Origin of the sequence: Thiomonas sp. FB-6 (assembly GCF_000377645.1) — a bacterium.
Lineage (GTDB): Bacteria > Pseudomonadota > Gammaproteobacteria > Burkholderiales > Burkholderiaceae_C > Thiomonas_A.
Map to the genome: position 1 here is coordinate 1 of NZ_KB898497.1, position 23,780 is coordinate 23,780.

The 23,780-nt window shown below is 71.4% G+C and carries 22 protein-coding genes; 8 read left to right on the forward strand and 14 right to left on the reverse strand.

Annotated elements, in window-relative coordinates; translation table 11 throughout:
• Window positions 1-141: 141 nt before the first annotated feature.
• Window positions 142-1,131 carry an IS5 family transposase gene (locus D466_RS0115385; protein ID WP_018914603.1) on the reverse strand — a complete coding sequence of 330 codons (990 nt, stop codon included), beginning with the start codon at window positions 1,129-1,131 and terminating at the stop codon, window positions 142-144.
• Window positions 1,132-1,504: 373 nt separating this feature from the next.
• Here D466_RS0115385 and D466_RS0115390 point away from each other — a divergent pair, with 373 nt between their 5' ends.
• Window positions 1,505-2,113 carry a LysE family translocator gene (locus tag D466_RS0115390; protein ID WP_038166491.1) on the forward strand — a complete coding sequence of 203 codons (609 nt, stop codon included), beginning with the start codon at window positions 1,505-1,507 and terminating at the stop codon, window positions 2,111-2,113.
• On the opposite strand, the gene ftsH is transcribed toward D466_RS0115390, so the two are convergent.
• The 8 genes from ftsH to purL form a co-directional block, all read right to left on the reverse strand.
• Window positions 2,046-3,920: an ATP-dependent zinc metalloprotease FtsH gene (ftsH, locus tag D466_RS0115395; protein ID WP_026285341.1), complete on the reverse strand. Its 1,875-nt coding sequence runs from the start codon at window positions 3,918-3,920 to the stop codon at window positions 2,046-2,048. The two genes, D466_RS0115390 and ftsH, sit on opposite strands and share 68 nt — an antisense overlap.
• 189 nt (window positions 3,921-4,109) lie before the next feature.
• The gene (locus D466_RS0115400) at window positions 4,110-4,832 is read right to left on the reverse strand and encodes a cytochrome c oxidase assembly protein (protein WP_231385746.1); all 723 of its coding nucleotides are present in this window, start codon (window positions 4,830-4,832) and stop codon (window positions 4,110-4,112) included.
• Entirely contained in the window at window positions 4,829-5,497 is a 669-nt protein-coding gene (locus tag D466_RS0115405) for an SCO family protein (RefSeq protein WP_081629982.1), read from the reverse strand. The genes D466_RS0115400 and D466_RS0115405 overlap by 4 nt, the downstream gene beginning before the upstream one ends.
• Entirely contained in the window at window positions 5,472-7,175 is a 1,704-nt protein-coding gene (locus D466_RS0115410) for a cbb3-type cytochrome c oxidase subunit I (protein ID WP_018914608.1), read from the reverse strand. The genes D466_RS0115405 and D466_RS0115410 overlap by 26 nt, the downstream gene beginning before the upstream one ends.
• The gene (locus D466_RS0115415; protein WP_018914609.1) at window positions 7,172-7,708 is read right to left on the reverse strand and encodes a cytochrome c oxidase subunit II; all 537 of its coding nucleotides are present in this window, start codon (window positions 7,706-7,708) and stop codon (window positions 7,172-7,174) included. The genes D466_RS0115410 and D466_RS0115415 overlap by 4 nt, the downstream gene beginning before the upstream one ends.
• Before the next feature lie 9 nt (window positions 7,709-7,717).
• Entirely contained in the window at window positions 7,718-7,918 is a 201-nt protein-coding gene (locus tag D466_RS21985; protein WP_018914610.1) for a hypothetical protein, read from the reverse strand.
• Between the two features lie 226 nt (window positions 7,919-8,144).
• Entirely contained in the window at window positions 8,145-8,894 is a 750-nt protein-coding gene (locus D466_RS0115425; RefSeq protein WP_018914611.1) for a DUF1624 domain-containing protein, read from the reverse strand.
• Window positions 8,887-12,828 (reverse strand): phosphoribosylformylglycinamidine synthase, encoded by a 3,942-nt coding sequence (gene purL, locus D466_RS0115430; RefSeq protein WP_018914612.1) that lies wholly within the window; start codon window positions 12,826-12,828, stop codon window positions 8,887-8,889. The genes D466_RS0115425 and purL overlap by 8 nt, the downstream gene beginning before the upstream one ends.
• Window positions 12,829-13,047: 219 nt before the next feature.
• Here purL and map point away from each other — a divergent pair, with 219 nt between their 5' ends.
• Both map and D466_RS0115440 read left to right on the forward strand, forming a co-directional pair.
• Complete coding sequence (map, locus tag D466_RS0115435; RefSeq protein WP_018914613.1) at window positions 13,048-13,863, forward strand: type I methionyl aminopeptidase; 816 nt, start codon at window positions 13,048-13,050, stop codon at window positions 13,861-13,863.
• 27 nt (window positions 13,864-13,890) lie between these two features.
• A complete protein-coding gene (locus D466_RS0115440) occupies window positions 13,891-16,506 on the forward strand; it encodes a [protein-PII] uridylyltransferase (protein ID WP_018914614.1) in 2,616 nt (871 codons plus the stop codon).
• Window positions 16,507-16,530: 24 nt separating this feature from the next.
• On the opposite strand, the gene D466_RS0115445 is transcribed toward D466_RS0115440, so the two are convergent.
• The 3 genes from D466_RS0115445 to D466_RS0115455 all read right to left on the reverse strand — a co-directional run bounded on the left by D466_RS0115445 (window position 16,531) and on the right by D466_RS0115455 (window position 18,633).
• Complete coding sequence (locus tag D466_RS0115445; protein WP_038166494.1) at window positions 16,531-16,875, reverse strand: chaperone modulator CbpM; 345 nt, start codon at window positions 16,873-16,875, stop codon at window positions 16,531-16,533.
• 17 nt (window positions 16,876-16,892) lie between these two features.
• On the reverse strand, window positions 16,893-17,822 hold the full coding sequence (locus D466_RS0115450) for a DnaJ C-terminal domain-containing protein (RefSeq protein WP_018914616.1): 930 nt from the start codon (window positions 17,820-17,822) through the stop codon (window positions 16,893-16,895).
• Between the two features lie 175 nt (window positions 17,823-17,997).
• A complete protein-coding gene (locus D466_RS0115455; protein ID WP_018914617.1) occupies window positions 17,998-18,633 on the reverse strand; it encodes a helix-turn-helix domain-containing protein in 636 nt (211 codons plus the stop codon).
• Window positions 18,634-18,714: 81 nt separating this feature from the next.
• Here D466_RS0115455 and D466_RS0115460 point away from each other — a divergent pair, with 81 nt between their 5' ends.
• Window positions 18,715-19,902, forward strand: a complete 1,188-nt coding sequence (locus D466_RS0115460; RefSeq protein WP_018914618.1) for a benzoate/H(+) symporter BenE family transporter — start codon at window positions 18,715-18,717, stop codon at window positions 19,900-19,902.
• A 12-nt stretch (window positions 19,903-19,914) separates the two neighbouring features.
• On the opposite strand, the gene D466_RS0115465 is transcribed toward D466_RS0115460, so the two are convergent.
• Window positions 19,915-20,205 carry a hypothetical protein gene (locus D466_RS0115465; RefSeq protein WP_018914619.1) on the reverse strand — a complete coding sequence of 97 codons (291 nt, stop codon included), beginning with the start codon at window positions 20,203-20,205 and terminating at the stop codon, window positions 19,915-19,917.
• A 175-nt stretch (window positions 20,206-20,380) separates the two neighbouring features.
• On the reverse strand, window positions 20,381-21,328 hold the full coding sequence (locus tag D466_RS0115470; RefSeq protein ID WP_018914620.1) for an alpha/beta fold hydrolase: 948 nt from the start codon (window positions 21,326-21,328) through the stop codon (window positions 20,381-20,383).
• 74 nt (window positions 21,329-21,402) lie between these two features.
• Here D466_RS0115470 and D466_RS0115475 point away from each other — a divergent pair, with 74 nt between their 5' ends.
• From D466_RS0115475 to D466_RS0115490, 4 genes are all read left to right on the forward strand, one after another.
• Window positions 21,403-21,897, forward strand: a complete 495-nt coding sequence (locus D466_RS0115475) for an aminoacyl-tRNA deacylase (protein WP_018914621.1) — start codon at window positions 21,403-21,405, stop codon at window positions 21,895-21,897.
• A gap of 13 nt (window positions 21,898-21,910) precedes the next feature.
• On the forward strand, window positions 21,911-22,750 hold the full coding sequence (gene fdhD, locus D466_RS0115480; protein ID WP_018914622.1) for a formate dehydrogenase accessory sulfurtransferase FdhD: 840 nt from the start codon (window positions 21,911-21,913) through the stop codon (window positions 22,748-22,750).
• Window positions 22,751-22,843: 93 nt separating this feature from the next.
• Window positions 22,844-23,290, forward strand: coding sequence for an Hsp20/alpha crystallin family protein (locus D466_RS0115485; protein ID WP_038166496.1), 447 nt, complete (start codon window positions 22,844-22,846; stop codon window positions 23,288-23,290).
• 30 nt (window positions 23,291-23,320) lie between these two features.
• Window positions 23,321-23,731: an Hsp20/alpha crystallin family protein gene (locus D466_RS0115490; RefSeq protein WP_018914624.1), complete on the forward strand. Its 411-nt coding sequence runs from the start codon at window positions 23,321-23,323 to the stop codon at window positions 23,729-23,731.
• The last annotated feature ends 49 nt before the right edge of the window (window positions 23,732-23,780 follow it).

The window sequence follows — 23,780 nt, forward strand, 5'->3', positions numbered from 1 at the left end:
GGAAGCACTGAAGAAATGACCTCTTGGGCGAAGCCGCTTGTATCCATGGTCGCGAACTGTGCGAAAAACGGGCGTTTCGCGGTCAGGAGGTCCGAAGCGCGGCCGAAAATCGGCAGCGGACGCCGCCCTTTGCCCCATTTTTCACACTGCGGACGCACCTCGGGTGTCGGAGTTCCAAACCAGCCTGCGCGCCAGCATCAGATTGGCCATGGCGAACAGCGTGTGCAACTGCGCCGTGTTCTTCGCCAGGCCGCGGTAGCGCGCCTTGCGGTGCCGAAAGAGGTTCTTCACGACGTGGAACGGGTGCTCAACCTTGGCGCGGATGCTGGCCTTGATCTGCTCGATCCACTCCAGCTTCTGCGCCCAGCCGTGCCCGGCCAGCGCGCGGCGCTTGCCGGGGCGCATGGCCACATGCCAGTTGACCGGAACACCGATGTTCTCCTCGCGCTTGGCCACGCCCTGGTAGCCCGCATCGGCGAAGACATCCTCCTCGTCGCCATGCAGCAGATCTTGTGCCCGGGTCACATCAGCCACATTGGCGGCGGTGCCGACCACGGTGTGCACCAGCCCCGATTGGGCATCGACGCCGATATGGGCCTTCATGCCGAAATGCCACGCGTTGCCTTTCTTGGTCTGGTGCATCTCGGGGTCGCGATCCCCCTTGGCGTTCTTGGTCGACGGCGGCGCCTCGATGATGGTCGCATCCACCACCGTGCCGCGCCGCAGGAACAGCCCCTTGGCCGCCAGGTGCGCGTTGATGGTCGTGAAGATGGTTTCGGTGAGCTGCTTGTCTTCGAGCAGGCGGCGGAACTTGAGCAGCGTCGTGGCGTCGGGTGCCGACTCGCGGCCCAGATCGATGCCAACGAAGCGCCGGATCGCCTGGCTGTCGTAGATGGCATCCTCGATGCCTTCGTCCGACAGCCCGAAGCAGTTCTGCGCGATGTACATGCGCAGCATGCGCTCCAGTCCGATCGGCGGGCGACCGCGGCCACCGCCCTTCGGATAGTGGCGCTCGATCGCCGCGACCAACTCGCCCCACGGCGTCATCGCTTCGATCTCGGCCAGGAAGCGGTCGCGTCGCGTCTGCCGCTTCTTGCTCCCGTACTCGTACTCGGAAAAGCTCGTCTGCATCGTCGTTCCTCGCGCTCTCGGACGTTCAGGACCATTGTTCCAGTTCACGCCCCGCTCGGCCAGCGTGCGATGCCAGCCGCCCCGAATTGATCAGTGTTTCCCTAGGAGAATTGCATGGTTTGCATGACTTCATGCACCAGCCGCGCAATGGAACCGCCACGCCGCGGCCGAGCGGAAGGCATCACAGTCCCCGCTGCATCCGGGCAGTACAGATCATGCCGGCCGCCTCATGTACCGCCCGGATCCGGCCCGCGCTGCACCTGACGCGCCTTGCCGCGAGCCTGTAGAGTTCGGCCATGCCGCGCGGCTCGGCGACTCCCCCGGGAACCCCCGGGGCCGCGCGATTCCCTTCCCTCTTCGTGTTCCGTTGCGCATGTCCCATGCAAGCCTGATGGCCTTCGCCTTGTTCGCCTTCGCGGCGTCGATCACGCCGGGCCCCAACAACCTGATGCTGCTGGCCTCGGGTGCCAACTTCGGCCTGCGCGCCTCGCTGCCGCACCTGCTGGGCGTGGCCTGCGGCTTCCTGTTCCTCGTGGCCTGCGTGGGATTCGGCCTGGCCGAGGTGTTCTCGCGCCTGCCCTGGCTGTACGCGCTGATGCGCTGGGCGGGAGCCGCCTATCTGCTGTACCTGGCCTGGCGCATGGCCAACGCGGCGCCGCCGGATCCGTCGCGGCGGGCGGCGGCGCGTCCGATGAGCTTCCTGGGCGCCGTGGCCTTCCAGTGGGTGAACCCCAAGGCCTGGCTGATGGCCGTGAGCGCCTTCAGCACCTACATCCCCGCCACCAGCGGCGCGCTCGTGCTGCTGGGGGCGATCGCGATGTTCGGCGCCATCAACCTGCCCAGCATCACCGCGTGGGCGGTCGGCGGCACCCAGTTGCAGCGCCTGCTGCAGACCCGGCGCCGGGTCGTGGTCTTCAACCTGCTGATGGCGGCCCTGCTGGTGGCTTCGCTGCTGCCGATGCTGCGCGCCGCGCATCCTTAGCGTCCAGGCCGAGCACGTCACGCAGGTCGGCCTCGGTCAGGGTCTCACGGCTGAGGAGCAGCGCGGCCCCCTGCTCCAGCTGCGCGCGGCGTTGCTGCAGCAGCGAGCGAGCGTGCTCGAAGGCCGCCCCCACCAGTTCGCGCACCGCGCAGTCGATCTCGCGTGCGGTCTGCTCGCTGTAGTTGCGCTGCGCGGGCAGCGGCGTGCCCAGCATGCTCTGCGGCGTGTCCTCCAACGCCACCTGGCCCAGCGAATCCACCATGGCGTAGCGCGTGGCCATGCTGCGCGCGATGTCGCTGGCCTTGGCCAGGTCGTCCGCGGCGCCGGTGGACAGCACGCCGAACACCAGGGACTCGGCCGCGCGCCCGCCCATCAGCACGGCCATCTTGTTCTCCAGCTCGACGCGGGTCATCAGGTAGCGGTCCTCGGTGGGGCGCTGGATGGTGTAGCCCAGCGAGCCGATACCGCGCGGGATGATCGACACCTTGTGCACCACCTCGCTGCCGGGCAGGCTCATGGCCACCAGCGCATGCCCCATTTCGTGGTGCGCCACCACCTCGCGCTCGTGGGGATTGAGCAGTCGGTTGCGCTTTTCCAGGCCGGCGACGATGCGCTCGACGGCGCGCGTGAAATGGTCGGCGTTCACGGCCTGGGCGTCGTCGCGCGTCGCCAGCAGCGCCGCCTCGTTGACCAGGTTGGCCAGGTCAGCGCCCGAAAAGCCCGGGGTCAGCGCGGCCACCTGCTCCAGGTCCACGGCGGGATCCAGGCGCACCTTGCGCGCGTGCACGCGCAGGATCTGCACCCGCCCGACCTTGTCGGGCCGGTCCACGAGAACCTGGCGGTCGAAACGCCCGGCGCGCAGCAGCGCGGGGTCGAGAATCTCCGGGCGGTTGGTGGCGGACAGGATCACCAGCCCCGAGCTGGGGTCGAAGCCGTCGAGCTCGACCAGCAGCTGGTTCAGGGTCTGCTCCTTCTCGTCGTGCCCGCCGCCGAAGGGCGCCGCGGCGCGCGCGCGCCCCAGCGCGTCGAGTTCGTCGATGAAAATGATCGCCGGCGCCTTCGCCCGCGCCTGCTCGAACAGGTCGCGCACGCGGGCGGCGCCCACGCCCACGAACATTTCCACGAACTCCGAGCCGCTGATGGAGAAAAAGGGCACTCCGGCCTCGCCCGCCACCGCGCGCGCGAGCAGGGTCTTGCCGGTGCCCGGCGGCCCTACCAGCAGCACCCCCTTGGGCGCGCGCGCGCCCAGGCGCCCGTGGCCCTGCGGATCCTTGAGGAACTCCACCACCTCCTGCAGCTCGTGCTTGGCCTCGTCGACGCCGGCCACGTCGGCGTAGCTCACGCCGGTGCTGTTTTCCATGTACACCTTGGCGTGGCTCTTGCCGATGGACAGGAACCCTCCGCCCAGGCCGCCCTGCCGGTCCGCGAAACGCCGCACCATGAAATACCACACCCCGAAAAAGGCCAGGGCCGGGAACACCCACGACAACAGATTGGCCAGCCAGGCGTTGCTGGGCAGCTGTTCGTAGCGCACGCCGTAGCGCTGCAGCTGCTGCGCCACCTGCGGATCCACGCGCAGCGCGGCCAGCTTGGTCGGCCCCTTCGGCGCGGGCTGGCGCAGCGTGCCGGTGATGGTCTGTTCGCCCAGCTGCACCTCGCTGAAGCGGCCCTGCTGCAGGGCAGCCTCGAATTCGCTGTAGGGCACGGTCTGCACCTGGGAGGCGCCCTGCCACAGGCCCTGCAGCCACAACAGCAGCATCAGCGCCACCAGCCAGTAGCCGAAATGGATGCGCGCCTTGGGATCCAGGCTCGGCAGGCGCATGCGCCGCGGGGCCGGGCGGCCGGCTTCGTCGCGAGGGTCCGAGGCACCGGACCGTTGCGCGGCGTCGGGCTCGCGCCCGGCTCGGGGCTCGTCGTCAGGCTGGGGCATCGCGCATCCTCCAGAGGTCCTTCGCGGGTTCCAGCATACGCGGGAGCACCCGCGCGAACCTTGCGTTCACGCATCCCCCATGATCAACAGCCATGCCGCGCGAAACTGCAGCGGCAGGCCGGCGACGAACATGGCCAGCCCCGCGTAGTGCTGGTCCTGCAGCGGACTGAGGTTCCACAGGCACAGCACGTCCAGGTAGGGCATGTACAGCACGCTCGGGCTCCACACCCAGACCGCGGCGACCAGCATCATCGGCAGGGTGGCCAGCCAGCCCACCAGCCCGGCCAGCCAGCGCCGCCGGATGCCGCGGCTGCCCTCCAGCAGCTGCGCCCACATCATCAGCCCGCCGAGCAGCAGCAGCACGCCGATGGGCGCGCTGTACACGGCGTCGCCCAGCGCGGTCTCGAACAGGCCGGGCAGGTTCAGTGCCAGGGTCAGCAGCACGAACACCGCCACCGCCACCCAGGGGTCCAGCAGCCAGCGCGCCCACCAGCGGTGGCGCGCCGCCCCCCAGGAGGCGCGTACCCGCGCGGGAACGCCCAGCAGCAGCAGCGGTGACACGCCCTGGCCGAGCAGCATCAGCGCGGCGGCGTAGACACTCATGGACTGCAAGGGATCGTGCAGGCCCCAGGCCGCGGCCAGCGTCGCGGCGCAGCCCGCCACGAACAGGGCAGCGCGCCCCGCGCCCCAGGCGCCGCGCCGCGCCTGCCAGGCGTAGACGGCCAGCACCGCCAGCACGCCAAGGGTCCAGCCCATCCACGCGCCGCGGCCCCAGGACAGCGGGCTCATCGCAACAAGGCACGCAGGTCCGCGCGCAACAGGCCGCGCGCGGCCAGCTGGGCATAACCGTAGCGGGCGCGCAGGTGCCCCTGCGGGCCCACCAGGGTGACCGAGGCGCTGTGGTCGAACCAGTAGTCCCCGCCGCCGCGGGCATCGTCGACCCGGCGCCAGCGCACCCCCCACTCGGCCGCGCTGCGCGCGGTGGCCCCGGCATCGCCGCGCAGGCCCCGCGCTCCGGGCAGCAAGGCGTCGAGATAGACCCGCAGCACCTTCGGAGTGTCGCGTGCGGGATCCAGGGTGACGAACACCACGCGCACCCGGCGCGAGCGCGCGCCCAGGCCGTCCAGCACGCGCGCCAGGCGCACGAGGGTCAGCGGGCATACGTCGGGGCAGTGGGTGTAGCCGAAGAACACCAGCACGGCATCACCGCGCTGGTCCCCCCAGTCGAAGGCCCTGCCGTGCGTGTCGAGCAGGCCCCGGAAGGCCGGCGCGGGCCGGCCGTCGAGCGCCTGCCCGTGCAGATCGGGCCCGGCCCGGCCGGCGCGCCCCCAGGCCCACAACAGCAGCCCGAGCAGCAGGCAGGCCAGCAGCGCGCGCAGTGCCGAGCCCCGCCAATCCCCGCCGGGCCGTGGGGGCCCGGCTGCCGCGTCACCAGATGTGGAAACCGACGGCATGGATGGGATGCGTGAACATCGGCCACAGGGTCGGGATGTACACCGCCAGCGTGACGACCAGCGTGACCACGGTCCACAGCACCAGGGGCTCGGCGATGCGCGCCATCACCGAATGCTCCGGCCCGGTGATCACCTCGGTGAAGGGGATCTGGCGCATCGCCTGCTCGTCGCGGCGGCCGAACAGGGTGCCGAAGAAACAGACGAAGAAGGCGATGCCTCCCAGCGCCGCGATCACGCCGCCGATGCCCACCAGCTGCAGCGACCCGTGCACGGCGCCGTACAGGCGCATGTACTGGTCGTGCGGCAGCGCCGAGATCCAGGCACGGCGCGGCACGCCGTCCAGGCCCGCCCAGTGCCCCGCGAAGCCCCACAGCATGAGCCCGGCGAACCACAGCCACACCGAGGCCAGCGCCAGGCGCGGCGCGAACAGGCGCCGTCCCGTCAGGTGCGGCAGCAGCCAGAAGCTCACGCCCATGAAGACCAGCGTGGTCATTGTGCCCACGGTCAGGTGGAAGTGCGCGGGAATCCACAGGGTGTTGTGCACCACGTTGTCGAGCTGCCAGCTGGCGTTGACGATGCCGCCGGCGCCGCCGAAGATGAAACTGACCAGCGCCAGCACCTGCGCCGCCACCGAGGGGTCGCGCCAAGGCAGCGCGTTCCACCAGCCCATCAGGCCCTTGCCGCCGCGCCTGCGCCCGGCGTACTCCAGGCTCAGTGCCACCGTGAAGGCGGTGATCAGGCTGGGAATCGCCACCGACAGGGTCAGCGCGGTCACCACGCCCTTGATCACCGGGGCGATGCCGGGGTCGGTGTACTGGTGGTGGGTTCCCACCGGCACCGAGAACACCATCAGCAGCAGGAAGGCCAGACGCGCCAGCGGGTCGGACACCAGCTTGCCGCCGGCCTGGCGCGGCAGCAGCGCGTAGATGGAGATGTAGCCCGGCATCAGCCAGTAGTACACGATCGGATGCCCGGTCCACCAGAACAGGGTGCGCGCCAGCAACGGATCCACGGTGGACGTCAGCCCGAGCGACCAGGGATCCAGCAGGAACACCGCCTCGCTGGCCGCTCCCAGCGCGGCCAGCAGCCACATGAGCAGGATGCTCGCGCTCATGAAGGTCACCAGCGGTGTGATCTGCCCCGGATGGGCGCGCTTCCAGCGCGCGCGCAGGTCCATGACCACGATCAGCGGCAGCAGGCTGGCCACCACCACCAGCGTGATGCCCAGGTAGAAGTAGGGACTGCCCTGCAGCGGCGGGTAGAAGGTGTAGAGCACGCTCGAGGAGTTGTCGAACATGGCATAGGCCGCCATCAGCGTGCCCAGCAGCATCAGGCCGTAGGTGAACCAGCCCAGCGCCAGGTTGGGCCGCAGCTTGAGTTCACGCGCCGGCAGGTACATGAGCCAGCCGGAGATGGTGAAGAAGGTGAACACGAAGGCGTTGAGCACGCCGTGCAGGGTCAGACCCTGGTAGTAGGTCTTGAGGAACGGGGCCAGGTAGGGATAGAGGTTGATGCCCGCGTAATTGGCTCCCTGCAGCACGCCGATGGCGATGCCCACCAGCAGCGCGCAAAAGCCCGTGACCCAGAAGGCCAGCAGCAGGCGCTTGGCCGCGGCCACGTCCCGGGACACCGAAAGCGCGGCGGGCTGCGCGCCGCCTTGCGTCATGACGGCGCTCATGCGTGAGCCCTCCCGGTGATGATGATCTTGCCGATCATCGCCTGGTGCCCTGCCCCGCAGTACTCGTTGCAGATGATGTAGTAAGTGCCGGGCTTGTCGAAGGTGTAGCTCACGTGCCCCACCACGCCGGGGATGGCCGTCAGGTTGATGCTGGTGCCCTGGATCTCGAATCCGTGCAGCACGTCGCCGCTGGTGACGTAGAAGGTCACGTGCGCGCCGGCCGGCAGGGTCAGCGGGGTGGCGCTTCCGGGGGTCCAGGACCAGATGCGCCCCATCTCGTACACGCTGTAGGAGTTGGGGCCGGTCTGCTTCACGCCGCTGCCCTGGAAATCCGCCAGCGTGGCGGGGGTGTTGGGGTCGGCGTAGATGTGCGTTGTCTTGGCCACCACGCCGTAGTCGTGCACGACCAGGTAGACCGCGGCGATGAACAGCGCCGCGATCATGACCACCGAAAGGAACACCCACGCGCGCTCGTGGCGCTGCGCGGCCTGGTGGAAGCGGTGCTCGAAGGCATCCTTCGTCGTCGAACTCATGGCGCGTCCTCAGGCGTGGGCGGAGAAGAACACCGCGATCATCGTCCACAGCGCGACGACCACCACGAACAGCGCGCCGACGATCACCCAGGCCCCCATCGGGCGGGCGAATCGCAGATCGGGGACGGGCCAGTCGGGCTCGGCCAGCGCTGGCGCGCCAGCGCGCGCGCCGGGCAGCGCGAGCGGCTGATAAGGGTGCTCTACGGACATGAACGAGGCTCCTTGCAGGAATGCGGGTCGGGAACGACACCAGAGCAAAGCCTAGGCAAGTCGAGCCGCCATTCGCTTGCGCTAAGTCAGACGGCGCGGCGAAGCTTTCAACACAGATGCATCCGAATGTTTCATGCGCATGGAGTCCATTCTGCGCACGAATGTGGCTCGCGGGGCAAAAACCATGCCGCCTGTGTGCGTATAGGCGGGGCCCGCCCCGGGCCCTTCAGAAGGGCGTGGGATGACCCAGGACGCGCGAGGCCAGCCACAGCAGCCCGATGAGCAGCGGCTGGTGCAGCAGGTAGACGCTCAGCGGCCAGCGGCCCAGCCAGGCCAGCGGCGCCACCCGCGGCAGCACGCGCAACGGACGCAGGTCCACGCGGCGCAGCAGCGCGCCCACGCCGGCGCCGGCCCAGAACACCCCGAGCCAGGGCAGCAGCGGCACGTAGTCCTCGGTGATGGGCTTGTGCGTGATCAAGCCGGTCCAGTTCCACCACGGAGGGTTGAAGCGGGCCGACGCGAACACATGGGGCGCGGCGATGGCCAGCGGCGCCAGCAGCAGCACCCAGGGGCCCAGGCGCCGCCCCAGCAGTCGGTGCACCAGCAGGATGGCCGACACTCCCTGCAGGATGCCGAAATAGATGAAGCTATCCGGGAATAACAACCAGCTTCCGGCCACTACCAGCAGCCCTGCGCCGAAGATCTGCGCCCAGCGCTTCCAGAAAGCCGCCTCGCTGCGCGCACGTGCGTCGCTCACCGCCTGGCTCAGGCCCGAGCTGAGCAGGAACAGGCTGACGATGCACACCCGTTGCCACAGCCACAGCGGGCTGGTGTAGAAATCGGTGTGGATGTAGCCGAACCAGTTCAGGTCGAAACTGAAATGGAAGGCCATCATCCACACGATGGCCAGCCCGCGCAGGCTGTCCAGCCCGCCCAGCCGGCTTGCGCCGGCCCGGGGGGTATCCCCTTCAAGCACACCAGGCCCGCGCATTGCGGAACATGCGCGCCCACGGCGAAGCGTCGCCCCACTCGCTCGGCGCCCAGCTGAACTGCAGCCCGCGGTGCACGCGCTCCGGGTGCGGCATCAGCGCGGTGAAACGCCCGTCCGCGGTGGTCACCCCGGTCAGGCCGCCGGCGCTGCCGTTGGGGTTCAGGGGATAGGCCTCGGTGGGCCGGCCGTGGCCGTCCACGAAACGCAGCGCGGCATCGACCCCCGCGGCATTGCCCTGCTGGGAGAAGTCCGCGTAGCCTTCGCCATGCGCGACCACGATGGGCATGCGGCTGCCCGCCATGCCGCTGAAGAACAGCGACGGCGAGGGCAGAACCTCGACCATGGCCAGGCGCGCCTCGTACTGCTCGGAGCGGTTGCGGGTGAAACGCGGCCAGGCCTGTGCGCCCGGGATCATCGGCGCCAGCGCGGCCAGCATCTGGCAGCCGTTGCACACACCCAGCGCGAAGGTGTCGGCACGGCCGAAGAACTCCGCGAAAGCCGTCTCCAGCGCGGGGTTGAAGCGGATGGTGCGCGCCCAGCCCTCGCCGGCTCCGAGCACGTCGCCGTAGCTGAAGCCGCCGCAGGCCACCAGGCCGCGGAACTCGCGCAGGTCCACGCGTGCGGCGATCAGGTCGCTCATGTGCACGTCGTGCGCGGCGAAGCCGGCACGGTCCATGGCCCAGGCCATCTCGCGCTGCGAGTTCACGCCCTGCTCGCGCAGGATCGCCACGCGCGGACGCGCGCCCACGGCCACGAAGGGAGCGGCGACGTCCTCGGCGAGGTCGAAGCCCAGCTGGGCATGCAGGCCGGGGTCGTCGCCGCAGGCCAGCGCGTGTTCCGAGTCGGCGCACTCCGGGTTGTCGCGCAGGCGCGCGATGGCGTGCGAGACGTGGTCCCACTCGCGCATCAGCTCGGCGCGCTGCAGCTGCAGGATGCGGCGCGAATCGCGCCAGACCTCCAGCGTGTCGCCCGGGCCGACCTGCCCCACCACGTGGCTGCAGGCCGACAGCCCGTGCGCACGCAGGATGCGCATCGCCTCGTCGCGCCGATCCAGGCGCAATTGCAGCACCACCCCGGGTTCCTCGTTGAACAGCACGCGCAGGGCCAGGTCGTTGCGCCGCTCGGCCACCTGCTGGGCCCAGTTCTTGGCGTCGCCCTCGTCGGGCAGCGCCTCGGCCGCGGCGATGGGCATATCCAGGTTCAGCGCCAGCCCGGCGCGGCCGGCGAAGGCCATCTCGCACACGGCCGCCCACAGGCCGCCGTCGCTGCGGTCGTGGTAGGCCAGCACCATGTCCTGCCGGCGCAGCTCGGCCAGCGCGGCGCACAGGTTCAGCAGGTCCTGCGCCTCGTCCAGGTCGGGCACCGGCTGCACCGCCTGTCCCAGCGCCTGCGCGAGGATGCTGCCGCCCATGCGCTGGCGTCCGTGGCCCAGGTCGACCAGCAGCAGCACGCTGGCGTCCTGGTCCAGGCGCAGCTGCGGGGTCCAGGCGCCGCGCACGTCGTCGAGCACCGCGAAGGCCGACACCAGCAGCGACACCGGCGAGCTCACCGAACGCTCGGCGCCGTCGGCCTGCCAGCGCGTGTGCATGGACAGCGAATCCTTGCCCACCGGCACGGCGATGCCCAGGCGCGGGCACAGATCCATCGCCACCGCGCGTACCGTCTCGTACAAGGCTGCGTCCTGGCCCGGCTGGCCGCAGGCGGCCATCCAGTTGCACGACAGCTTCACCTGGCCCAGCGAGTGCAGCGGCGCGGCCATCAGGTTGGTCAGCGCCTCGGCCACCGCCATGCGCCCGCTGGCCGCCGCGTCGGCCACCGCCAGCGGAGTGCGCTCGCCCATGGCCATGGCCTCGCCGCGGGTGCCCGCGTAGTCGGCCAGGGTGATCGCGCAATCGGCCACCGGAACCTGCCAGGGGCCGACCATGGGGTCGCGGTGCGAAAGTCCGCCCACGGTGCGGTCGCCGATGCTGATCAGGAAGCGCTTGCTGGCCACGCTGGGGTGGCGCAGCACGGTGCGCGCCGCCCATTCCAGCTCCACGCCGGTGAGATCGATGTCCGGCAGGCGCAGCGCCTGGCTGCGCACGTCGCGCACCATGCGCGGGGGCTTGCCCAGCAGCACCGACATGGGCATGTTCACCGGCGCCTGGCCGAGCAGGCGGTCGGCCATCTGCAGCAAGGCGCGGTCCTGCGCGCGGCCCAGCACCGCGAAGGGGCAGCGCTCGCGCTCGCACAGCGCGGCGAACTCCTCCAGCGCCTCCGGGGCGATGGCCAGCACGTAGCGTTCCTGGCTTTCGTTGCACCAGATCTCGCGCGGGCTCATGCCGCTTTCCTCGACCGGCACGTCGCGCAATTCCAGCGCCGCGCCCAGCCCGGCGCCGTCCACCAGCTCGGGCAGCGCGTTGGACAGGCCGCCGGCGCCCACGTCGTGGATGGCCAGGATCGGGTTGGCCGCTCCCAGCGCGCGGCAGGCCTCGATGACCTCCTGCGCACGGCGCTGCATCTCGGGGTTGCCGCGCTGCACCGAATCGAAGTCGAGGTGCTCGGCGTTGGTGCCGGTGGCCAGGCTGGAGGCCGCGCCGCCGCCCACGCCGATGCGCATGCCCGGGCCGCCCAGCTGCAGCAGCAGCGTGCCGGGCGGGAACTCGATCTTGTGGGTGTGCGCGTCGGCGATCTCGCCCACGCCCCCGGCGACCATGATGGGCTTGTGGTAGCCCCAGCGACGCTCTCCCGCGGACTGCTCGAACACGCGGAACACGCCGCACAGGTTCGGGCGCCCGAACTCGTTGTTGAAGGCGGCCGCGCCGATCGGGCCGTCGACCATGATCTGCAGCGCGCTGGCCAGGTGGCCGGGGCGCCCCACGTCCTCGCCCTCCCAGGGCTCGGGATGCGCCGGATCCAGGCGCAGGCTGGAGACGTGGAAACCGCTCAGGCCCGCCTTCGGCCGCCCGCCACGTCCGGTGGCGCCTTCGTCGCGGATCTCCCCGCCGGCGCCGGTGGCGGCGCCCGGGAAGGGCGAGATCGCCGTCGGGTGGTTGTGGGTCTCCACCTTCATCAAGGTGTGCACCAGCGCGGGCTCGGCGGCGTAGCGGTGATCCGCGCCCTGCGGCTGCCAGCGCTGCACCGTGCCGCCTTCCATCACCGAGGCGTTGTCCGAGTAGGCCACCACCGTGCCCTGCGGGTTCGCGGCATGGGTGTTGCGGATCATGCCGAACAGGGTGTGCTCCTGCTCGCGTCCGTCGATGATGAAGCGGGCGTTGAAGATCTTGTGCCGGCAATGCTCGCTGTTGGCCTGCGCGAACATGAGCAATTCGACATCGGTGGGGTTGCGCCGCAACTGACCCGCGAAGGCCTCCACCAGGTAGTCGATCTCGTCGTCCGACAGCGCCAGGCCCTGCTCCACGTTGGCGCGCGCCAGCGCCTCGCGCCCCTGGCCCAGCACGTCCACGCTGCGCAGCTCCTGGGGCGGCAGGTCGTCGAACAGACGGTGAGCGTCGGCACGCGACAGCACCACGCTCTCGGTCATGCGGTCGTGCAGCGCGCGCGCCAGCAGCAGCAGTTGCTGCGCGCCGGGCGCCTGCGCGCGCCGCGCCAGCTCGAAGCGGAACTCCACCGCGCGCTCGATGCGCCGCACCTGCGCGCCGCAGTGGCGGGCAATCTCGGTGGCCTTGCTCGCCCACGGCGAGATCGTGCCCAGGCGCGGAACCACCAGCAGCGAGGGGCCATCCTCCGGCCCGGTGTACGGCGTGCCGTAGCGCAGCAATTCGGCCAGGCGCTCGCGCAGCGCGGCGTCGGCGGGCGCTTCGGTGGCCACGAAATGCACCTGGCGCGCGTGCAGCGCGGCGATGCCCGCGGCCTCGGCCGGACAGCTTTCGCGCAGGCGCTGCAGCAGCGCGCCCAGGCGGAACGCGGACAGCGCCACGCCGCCTTCGAATTCGGCGATCGGGGGAGCTCCGCCGGCGCGGCCGGCATCGGAGGAGACGGAAGGGGCGGGGAAAGCGGGAGAAGCGGTGGGAGTGGACAAGGCGGGAACTCGCGTAGCGGCGGATCGGCGCCGCCGCGCCTCGACGCGGGGCCCGGCCATTGTAGGGGGGCGCACCCACGCGCACGCGCGAGGGCCGCGGGTGAGATAATGCGAAACATGAGTATTTCCATCAAAACCGAGCAGGACCTGGTCGAGCTGCGCATCGCGGCGCGCCTGGGGGCCGAATTGCTCGACTACCTCACGCCCTTCGTCAAGCCGGGAATCACGACGAAGGAAATCGACCGGCTGGCGCATGAATACACGGTGAAGGTGCAGGGAGGCATCCCGGCCCCGCTGAACTACGCCCCGCCCGGCTACACGCCCTACCCGGCGTCCATCTGCACCTCGGTCAACCACGTCGTGTGCCACGGCATCCCGAACGACCGCGCGCTCAAGGACGGTGACGTCGTCAACATCGACGTCACCGTGATCAAGAACGGCTGGCACGGCGACACCAGCCGCATGTTCCTGGTGGGCAAGGTGCCGCCGCACGTCGAGCGCCTGTGCCGCATCACCTACGAGGCCATGTGGCACGGCATCCAGCAGGTGCGCCCGGGCGCCCACCTGGGCGACATCGGCCACGCCATCCAGACCTTCGCCGAGGCGGCGGGCTACAGCGTGGTGCGCGAGTTCTGCGGCCACGGCATCGGGCGCAAGTTCCACGAGGACCCGCAGGTGCTGCACTACGGCCGGCCCGGCACGCTGGAGGAATTGCGCCCGGGCATGGTGTTCACCATCGAGCCGATGATCAACGCCGGGCGCCGCGAGATCCGCGAAATGCCCGACGGCTGGACCATCGTCACCAAGGACCGCTCGCTGTCGGCGCAGTGGGAGCACATGGTGCTGGTCACCCCCACCGGCTACGAGGTCCTCACGGTCTCCACCGGCACGCCGGCCCCGCCGGCCTTCGTCGGCGCCGCGCAGGCGGCCTGAAGCGCGGTGGGCGAAGCCGCGACGACCATGGGCGCGCTCGCCACATCGGCCTCGGGCCAGGCCGCCGAGGCGGCCCGCATCCGCGGCGCCTGGCGTGACACGCGCCAGGCCTGCATCGACGATTTCCGCGCTCACCCCGGGCGCCTGAGCCAGTTGCTGCGCGGCCTGTGCCGCGGCGCCGAGCTGGCCCTGCGCGAGGTGTGGGCGCTGGCGCGCATGCCCGAGGCGGCGGCGCTGCTGGCGGTGGGCGGTTTCGGGCGCGGCGAGCAGTTCCCCGGCTCGGACATCGACGTGCTGGTGCTGCTGCCCGACGCGCCCGACGCGCACACGCAGGCCGCCGCCGAGCGCTTCGTCGCGGCCTGCTGGGACGCGGGGCTGGAAATCGCGCCCAGCGTGCGCACCGTGCAGGCCTGCGTGGAGGAATCGGCCGCCGACCTGACGGTGCAGACCTCGCTGCTGGAGGCGCGGCCGCTGTGCGGCAACGCCGCGCTGGTGCGGCGCTTTCGCACGGTCTGGAGCGCCGGGCTCGACCCGCGCGCCTTCTTCCAGGGCAAGCTGCTGGAAATGCGCCAGCGCCACGCCAAGTTCGAGAACACGCCCTACGCGCTCGAGCCCAATTGCAAGGAAAGCCCCGGCGGCCTGCGCGACCTGCAGATCCTGCGGTGGGTGGCGCGCGCGGCCGGCCTGGGCAGCAGTTGGCCGCAGCTGCTGCGCAGCGGCGTGCTCAGCCCCTACGAGACGCGCAAGATCCAGGCCAACGAGCGCGTGCTCAAGCGCATCCGCGCCCACCTGCACCTGGCCGCCGGCCGGCGCGAGGACCGTCTGGTGTTCGACCTGCAGACCGTCGTGGCCTCCTCGCTGGGCCTGGGGGCCGAGCCCGGCAAGCGCGCCGGCGAGGTGCTGATGCAGCAGTACTACTGGGCCGCCAAGGCGGTGGAGCAGCTCAACCAGATCGTGCTGCTGACCATCGAGGGCCGGCTGTGGCCGGAGCTGGCCGAGCAGACCGGGCGTCCGGTCACTGGCATCGACGGCGTGGCCGACGGCATGTTCCTGGACAAGGACGGCCGCCTGGAGCCGGCCGACCCGCGCCTGTACGAGCGCGATCCGCCGGCCATCCTCGAGACCTTCGTGGCTTTCACGCTGGCGCCGGGAATCCGCGGACTCACCGCGCCGACCCTGCGCGCTCTGTATCACGCTCGCGAGAGCATGGACGCGCGCTTTCGTGCCGACCCGCGAAGCCGGGCCGCCTTCATGCGCATCCTGCGCTCGCCCAGCGGCATCACCCACGCGCTGCGCCTGATGAACCGCACCAGCGTGCTGGGGCGCTACGTGCCGGCCTTCCGGCGCATCGTCGGGCGCATGCAGCACGACCTGTTCCACGTCTACACGGTGGACCAGCACACGCTGATGGTGGTGCGCAACGTGCGGCGCTTCTTCATCCTGGAACACGCGCACGAGTATCCCTTTTGCGCGCAGCTGGCCGCCGGCCTGGAAAAGCCCTGGCGCCTGGTGCTGGCCGCGCTGTTCCACGACATCGCCAAGGGCCGCGGCGGCGACCACTCCCAGCTCGGTGCACAGGATCTGCGCGCCTTCGCGCGCGCCCACGGCATGAGCCGCGAGGACACCGAATTCGTCGCCCAGCTGGTCGCGCACCACCTGACCATGTCGCGCGTGGCCCAGAAGGAAGACCTCAGCGACCCCGACGTGGTGCTGCGCTTCGCCTCGCAGGTGGGCAGCGCGCCGCTGCTCACCGCGCTGTACCTGCTGACGGTGGCCGACATCCGCGGCACCAGCCCCAAGGTCTGGAACGGATGGAAGGCCAAGCTGCTGGAAGACCTGTACCGCGCCACGCTGCGCGTGCTGGGAGGCCAGGCGCCGAATCCGCAGGCGGACATCGAGCAGCGCCGCGCCGAGGCGCGGCGCCTGCTGAACCTGTACGGCCTGGACGAACAGGGCTCGGCGCAGCTGTGGGACACGCTGGACTCCAGCTACTTCCTGCGCCACGACCCGGCCGACGTCGCCTGGCACACGCGCGAGCTTCTGCGCCACGGCGGCGGCGACGCCAGCGTGGTGAGCTGCCGCCTGGCCCCGCACGGCGAAGGCCTGCAGGTGCTGGTGTACTGGGCCGACCAGCCCGATCTGTTCGCCCGCATCTGCGGCTTCTTCGACAGCCACAACTTCAGCATCCTCGACGCCAAGGTGCACACCACGCGGGCCGGGCGCGCGCTGGACAGCTTCGTCGTGGCCGAGCCCTCGCTGGCCCAGCGCTACCGCCACCTGATCTCGCTGGTCGAGGTGGAACTGGCGCGCACGCTGGCCGAGCGCGGTCCGCTGCCCGAGCCGGTGCGCGGCCGGGTGTCGCGCCGGGTGCGAAATTTCCCGGTGCAGCCGCGGGTCGACCTGCGCGCCGACGAGCGCCGCAACCACTGGATCCTCAGCGTGCGCGCCAGCGACCGCACCGGCCTGCTCTACGCCATCGCGCGGGTGCTGGCTGCACGCGCCATCAGCGTGCAGCTGGCCAAGATCAGCACCCTGGGCGAACGGGTGGAAGACACTTTCCTGCTGCAAGGCGAGGGTCTGGGCAGCGAGCGCACGCAGACCGAGCTGGAAAGCGAACTGCTGGCCGAACTGGCGCCGCAGTAGCGGCCCGGCCCGGCGCCGCGGCGCTCAGGCGTCGTGGCCCGGCTCCAGCGCGGCCGGCGCAGGCTCCACGCCGACGCGGCGCAGCAGGGCCTCCAGGCGCTCGATGCGTTCGAGCAGATCCAGCGCCAGCGCGGCCCCCTCCAGGTTCACGCCGAGATCGCGCTGCAGCCGGCGCACCCGGCGCGCGACGAACAAGGCGTGGCCGGCGAACAGCATCGGCGCCTGCGAATGCGCGGCGGTGTCCAGGATCGAGGCCTGCACCAGCTCCAGCACCCAGGCCTCGGATTCGCCGCAGGCGCGCGCGATGTCGACGGCGCGCAGCAGCACGTTCTCGTCCATGGCCAGGCATTCGACTCGAGGCTCTTGCATGGAATCGGCCCTCCGGTTCAGTTGCCTGCCTTGGCGCGCGGATCGAAGGACACCTCGGAGGCCATGCGGCGCCAGGCCTGTGCCACCTTGGGGTCGCCGGCCGGCGGCAGCACCACGCGCAGCTCGACGTACAGGTCGCCCGGCGGCTTGCCGGGCAGCCCCCGGCCCTTCAGGCGCAGCTTGCGCCCGGGCTGCGAGCCCGGCGGCACCTGCAGCTCGACCATGCCGCCGGGCACGGCGATCTGCAGTTTCGCGCCCAGCGCCGCCTCCCACGGAGCCAGCGGAAGTTCCATGTACAGGTCGCGCTCGACCAGACGCCACGCCGGGTGCGGGCGAAAGCGCAGCTCCAGGTACAGGTCGCCGCGCTTGCCCCCGGCCCCTGGCGCGCCCTGCCCGGCCAGGCGCAGGCGCTGGCCTTCGCGCACGCCGGCGGGAATGCGCACCAGCAGGCTGCGCTCCACCAGGCGCACCCGTCCCGAGGCGTCGGTCTGCGGGCTTTGCAGCTTGATGGTTCGCTCGGCGCCGCCGAAGGCGTCTTCCAGGTCGATGTCCACGCGTGCGTGGTGGTCGGCAGTCATGCCCGCGTGGCCTCCGCCGCGGCGCGCGGCTCCGAACAGGGACTCGAAGAATTCGCTGAAGGCGGCCTCGTCGTCGGGGGCGCCGGAGTCGCCGCCGCTGAACTCGTAGCCGCTGCCGAAGTCCGGCGGGGGGCGGAAGTCCTGCCCCTCGCGCCAGCGCGAACCCAGTCGGTCGTAGGCGGCGCGCTTTTCCGCGTCGCCCAGCACCTCGTAGGCCTCGCCGATTTCCTTGAAACGTTCCTCGGCCTGAGGTTCCTTGCTGACGTCCGGGTGGTACTTGCGCGCCAGCTTGCGGTAGGCGCGCTTGATCTCGTCCGCGCCGGCACCGCGGGGCACGCCCAGAAGCTCGTAGTAGTCCTTGAACTGCATTGGGATGGCGGCAGGGTCAGTCGCAAAAGCCCAGCATAGCCGGTCGCGCACGCGCGCGCGATGACCTGCGGCAATCCGCGTGCGAACCTGAGGCTCTCAAGAAAACGCCGGGCCGCCCCAAGTTTTCTTGACCCCCACGGGGGGCGGGCTGGGCGCAGCCCGGCCCTGGGGGCGCTCAACCGCGAACCGCGGCTCGCCCTCGCGGGTAGTGGATCAGGTCCAGGAACACCACGGGCGCGCCGCCCGGGTTGCGGTAGCCGTGCTCACGGTCGCCGGCCAGGCGCAGACCATCCCCCTCTCCCAGGCGGACCCAGGCTCCGCCGCTCAGCACTTCCAGGCTGCCGCGCTGCACCACGACGTGCTCGACCACGCCCGCGACGTGGGGCTCGGACACGCGCTCGTAGCCGGGCAGCAGGGTCAGCTCGAAGACCTCGAAGCCCAGCGCGGGGTCGAAGGCGAACAACGGTGCCATCAGCATGGCGTCGCTGGCCGGCCGGGAACGCACGCGCCGCGGATCGCGCACCTCGGCCGCCGCCCCCGCATGGGGCGGCAGCAGGTCGCTGAGGGCGCAGCCGAAGCCGCCGGCGATGCGCCACAGCAGTGCCACCGTCGGGCTGGATTCTCCGCGCTCGATCTGGCCCAGCATGGCCTTGCTCACCCCGCAGGCCTCGGCCGCGCGCTGCAGGCTCCAGCCCCGCTCGGCGCGCAGCGCGCGCAGCCGCTCCGAGAGCCTGCGCGCGATGTCCGGGCCGGCATCGGCGGCTTGCGCCGCCTGGGCTTGGGCGGCCCCCTTGTGCGTTATAGCGTCCATCGGCTAGGCTCGGGCTTTCGTGCGTTATCGCGTACGCCGCCAGCTTAGCGCAGGCACCGCCGCCCTCGAAGCCCCGCCGCCATGACCCAGCCCGCCACACCCACGCCACGCGCCCTCGCGCGCTGGTTCTCGCCTTCGCACGTGTCGGCCGGCTTCGTCACGGTGCTGGTCGGCTACACCAGCTCGGCGGCCATCGTGTTCGAGGCGGCCCGCGCCGCCGGCGCGGGCCCGGCGGAAATCGCTTCCTGGCTGTGGGCGCTGGGCCTGGGCATGGGCCTGAGCTGCATCGGCCTGTCGCTGCGCTACCGGGCCCCCGTGCTCACCGCATGGTCCACACCGGGCGCCGCGCTGCTGGCCACCTCGCTGCACGGCGTGCCGATGGCGCAGGCGCTGGGCGTGTTCGTGTTCGCCTCCGCGCTGGCCGCGCTGGCGGGCTTCAGCGGCTGGTTCGAGCGCCTGATGCACCGCATTCCCCGCGCGCTGGCCGCGGGCATGCTGGCCGGCGTGCTGCTGGAGTTCGGCCTCGGGGTGTTCGGCGCGCTGCAACATCGCCTCGGGCTGGTGGGCGCGATGCTGCTGACCCTGCTGGTGGCGCGGCGCTGGCTCGCGCGCTACGCGGTGGCGCTGAGCTTCGCGGTCGGCCTGCTGGTGGCCACGCTGGGCGGCGACTGGCACCTGGCCGCACTGCCGCTGCGCCTGACCCATCCGGTATGGGTCACACCGAGTTTCGCGTGGAGCAGCCTGCTGGGCATCGGGCTGCCGTTGTTCATCGTGTCGATGGCCTCGCAGAACGTGCCCGGCATCGCCATGCTGCGCACCCACGGCTATTCGACGCCGGCCTCGCCCCTGGTGGGCTGGACCGGCCTGCTCGGCGTGCTGCTGGCGCCCTTCGGCGGCTTTTCCTACAACCTGGCGGCGATCACCGCGGCCATCTGCATGAGCCCCGAGGCCGACCCCGACCCGCGCCAGCGCTGGCGCGCCGCCGTGTGGGCCGGCGTGTTCTACGCCATCACCGGGCTGCTCGGCGCCAGCGTGGCGGCGCTATTCGCAGCCTTCCCGCACGCCCTGGTGGCGGCCATCGCCGGGCTGGCGCTGCTGAGCACCATCGGCAACAGCCTGGCCGGCGCGCTGGCCGACGAGGCTTGGCGCGACGGCGCGCTGGTGACCTTCCTCGTGACCGCCTCGGGCTTCACGCTGGGAGGCGTCGGCAGCGCGCTGTGGGGGCTGCTGCTGGGCATGGCCACCGCCGCGCTCACGCGGCGCGGCTGAGGGCGGGCGCGCTCAGCGGTCGTGGCCCCAGCGTTCGTCGTCGTCGCGGTGCCAGCGGTGGCCGCGGCGCCAGCCGTAGGCCGGCGGCGCGGCGTAGACGGGCGCGTAGTACACCGGTGCCGGCGCGTACACCACGGGCGGCGCCACCACCACCGGCGGAGCCGGCAGCACGTTGCCCAGGTTGGCCACCAGGCCGGGCGTGCCCACCGACAGGGACCAGTAGGGTTCCTCGGCCTGCGCCGCGGTGAACAAGGCCCCGCCGAGCAACAGGGCGAGTGCGGAAATCTTCCAATGGCGAGTCATGATTCAGGCGCTCCCTTTCACGAGTCCGAAAACTGCTGCGCCCCCCGTGGAATCGTCGATGCCGGTGGCATCTGAATGTGCATTTTTCCCAGATAATAGGTGCTGGCCGGGGATGCGCCGACGCGCGCCGGCCCGGCGTTGCCCTTGCGCCACAGCCTCGGGGAGCGCCGGCCGCTCAGCCCTGCCCGAGCAGGAAGGGCAATGCGGCGTCCAGCAGTTCGCGTGGCGCTTCCTCCGGGACGTAGTGTCCGCAGGGCAAGGTCGCGCCGCGCAGGTCGTCGGCCACCTCGCGCCATTCGTCCAGCGGACGCAAGCAGCGCTGCACCACGCCATGCTCGCCCCACAGCACCTGCAGGGGCATGCCCAGGCGTGCGCGGCGCGCGCGGTCGGCGGCGTCATGCTCGAGGTCGATGCCGGCCGCCGCGCGGTAGTCCTCGCACAGGCCGTGCGCCGCTCCCGGCTGCGCCAGGCTGCGCGCGTAGGCCTCGAGCGCGCGCGGGTCGAAAGCCTCCAGGCCGCCGTTGCGCGAACGCATGAGGTCGCGCACGTAGGCTCCGGGGTCGGCCTGGATCAGGCGCTCGGGAAGCGGCGCCGGCTGGATCAGGAAGAACCAGTGCCAGTAGGCCCGAGCAAAGGCCTCGTCGGTCTTGCGGTACATGGCCAGCGTGGGCGCGATGTCCAGCAGCGTCATGCGGCGCGCCGCCTCCGGATGGTCGGCGGCCAGCCGGTGCGCCACCCGGGCTCCACGGTCGTGCGCGAGCACGGCGAAGCGCTGGTGCCCCAGCGCGCGCATCACCGCCAGCATGTCGCCGGCCATCGCGCGCCGGCTGTATTCGGCGTGGTCGGCGCCGCCGGCGGGCTTGGACGAATCGCCGTAGCCGCGCAGGTCGCAGAACACGACGCGGAAATGCCGGGCCAGCTCGCCGGCCACGCGATGCCAGATCACGTGGGTTTGCGGATGGCCGTGCAGCACCAGCAGCGGCGGACCCTCGCCGCCCTGCAGGGTGTGGATCCAGATGCCGGGCGCCGTGGCCACGCGCCGCGGCTCGAAACCGGGAAAGAACCAGGCGTCGTCGGCGGCGCTGGCGCTGGAGACTTCGGCGGCGGAGGTGTCGGGCTGCATGGCCCTAGCATACGGCCCGCCGCCCCTGCGCGCCGGGGCGGCGAAGCCTGGCGGCAGGTGCTAATCTCGGCCCCGTGTCCACGCGCCGCCAGCACCCCACCGAGACGCCCGCCACCGCCTGGCTGCGCAGCCGCGGCGTGGAGTTCAGCCTCCACCCCTACGAGTATGTCGAGCACGGAGGCGCCGCCTGGGGCGCGCAGGCGCTCGGCCTGGACCCGCACGCCGTGGTGAAGACCCTGGTCATGCAGGACCCGTCGGCGCGGCCGCTGGTGGTGCTCATGCACGGCGACCGTCAGGTCTCCACCAAGAACCTGGCGCGCGCCATCGGCGCCAAGCAGGTGCAGCCCTGCGATCCGGCGGTGGCCGAGCGCCACAGCGGCTACCAGGTGGGGGGAACCTCTCCGTTCGCGCTGCGCAAGCCCATGCCCGTGTACCTGCAGCTCAGCGTGCTCGAACTGCCGCGCATGTACGTGAACGCGGGGCGCCGGGGGCTGCTGCTGGGGATGCCGCCGCAGCAGTTGCAGCAGTTGCTGCAGGCGCTCAGCGTGGATTGCGCGCTGGCGGCCTGAAAGGCAGGCGCCGATGGACCCACGCGCTCCCGACGCCCCTCCCGGCGCGGCCGCCGCCGAGGTGCTCAGCCTGCACGCCGGACAGGCGCTCGCACGCCGGGACCTGCTGTGCGAGGAAGTCCCGGTGGCGCTGGAGTTCAACGGCATTTCCCACGCGGTGATGCTGGCGACACCGGCCGACCTGGAGGATTTCGCGCTGGGCTTCGCCCTCACCGAGGGCATCGTGGAGCATCCCGGCGAGGTGTTCGACATCGCGGCCGAGGCCTCGGCGCAGGGCATCACCCTGCGCGTGGACATCGCGTCGCGCCGGCTTCAGGCGCTCAAGCTGCGCCGGCGCAGCCTCGCCGGACGCACCGGCTGCGGGCTGTGCGGCACCGATTCGCTGGACCAGGCGCTGCGCCCGGTCGCCCCCGTGGGCACCGGGCAGCGCGTGGAACCGGCCGCGCTGGCCCGCGCCGTGGCCGCGCTGCGCCCGCTGCAGGCCTTGTTCGCGGCCACCGGCTCGGTGCATGCCGCGGCGCTGTGCGGGGCCGACGGCCGCCCGCTGCTGCTGCGCGAGGACGTAGGTCGCCACAACGCGCTGGACAAGCTGGTCGGCGGCGCCGCGCGCGGCGGGCTCGACGCCGGCGCGGGACTGATCGTGATCAGCAGCCGGGCCAGCATCGAGATGGTGCAAAAGGCCGCCAGCACGGGCTGCACCGTGCTGGCCGCGGTGTCGGCGCCGACGGCGCTGGCGGTACGCGCCGCGGCGCAGGCCGGCATGACCCTGGTCGGGCGCATCCGCGGCCAGGACATGGTCGTGTACTGCGGCGCCTGGCGCCTGCAAGCCCCGCCCGCCGCGCCGGGCCCTTGAAATCCTGCACAGGCGCACGCAGATAGGCAGCAAAGGGCGCTGCAGCCTCGCGGCGCGACGCCCTGACCCGACCATCTGCAAGGAGCCAGGACCATGATTGCAACCATGCTGAAGACGCCGGCGAGCTGGTTCGCCGATCTCGACCGCCTGCAGCGCGAGCTCGACCGCGACCTCGCCGGATTCGGGCTGCCCGTGAGCATCCGCGCGGTGGGCGGCGCCGGCTTTCCCGCCATCAACGTGGCGTCCACGCCGCAGGCCGTGGAGGTCTACGCCTTCGCCCCCGGCATCGACGCCTCGCAACTCGAAGTCACGGTGGACCACAACCTGTTGAGCATCGTCGGCAAGCGCGAACTGCCCGCGGCGCCCAAGGGCCAGGTCAGCTATGCCGAGGAACGCTTCAGCGGCGGCTTCCGCCGCGTGATCTCCCTGCCCGAGGACATCGATGCGTCGAAGATCGAGGCGCGCTACACCGACGGCGTGCTGCGCGTGAGCATCGCGCGCCGCGAGGCCGTGCAGCCGCGGCGCATCGCCGTGAACTGAAACCGAAGCGGGATCGCAAGGAGTCCGACCATGAACACGACGAATACCCAGATCGCCCCCTCCTCCACGGCACCCCAGGCGGGCGCCGCCGGCGGCGGCGCGCGCGCGACGCCCACCCAGGCCCCGCGCGTGGACATCTTCGAGGATGCCGAAGGCATCACGCTGCGCGCCGACATGCCCGGCGTGCCGCGCGAGCAGTTGCAGGTGCAGGTCGACGGCGACACGCTGACCCTGCGCGGGCAGGTGCGCATCGAACTGGCCCAGGGCATGCAGCCCTTCTACGCCGAGCTGCGCAGCGCCGCCTGGGAACGCAGTTTCACGCTGTCGCGCGAACTCGATTCGGCGGCCATCCAGGCCAGCATGAAGGACGGGGTGCTGGAGCTGCGCATTCCCAAGGCCGAGCACGCGAAGCCGCGGCGGGTCGAGGTCAAGCTGAACTGAAGCGCCGGCCGGTGCGGGCGCCGGCGGGCACAATGCGGGCCTTGCCCGC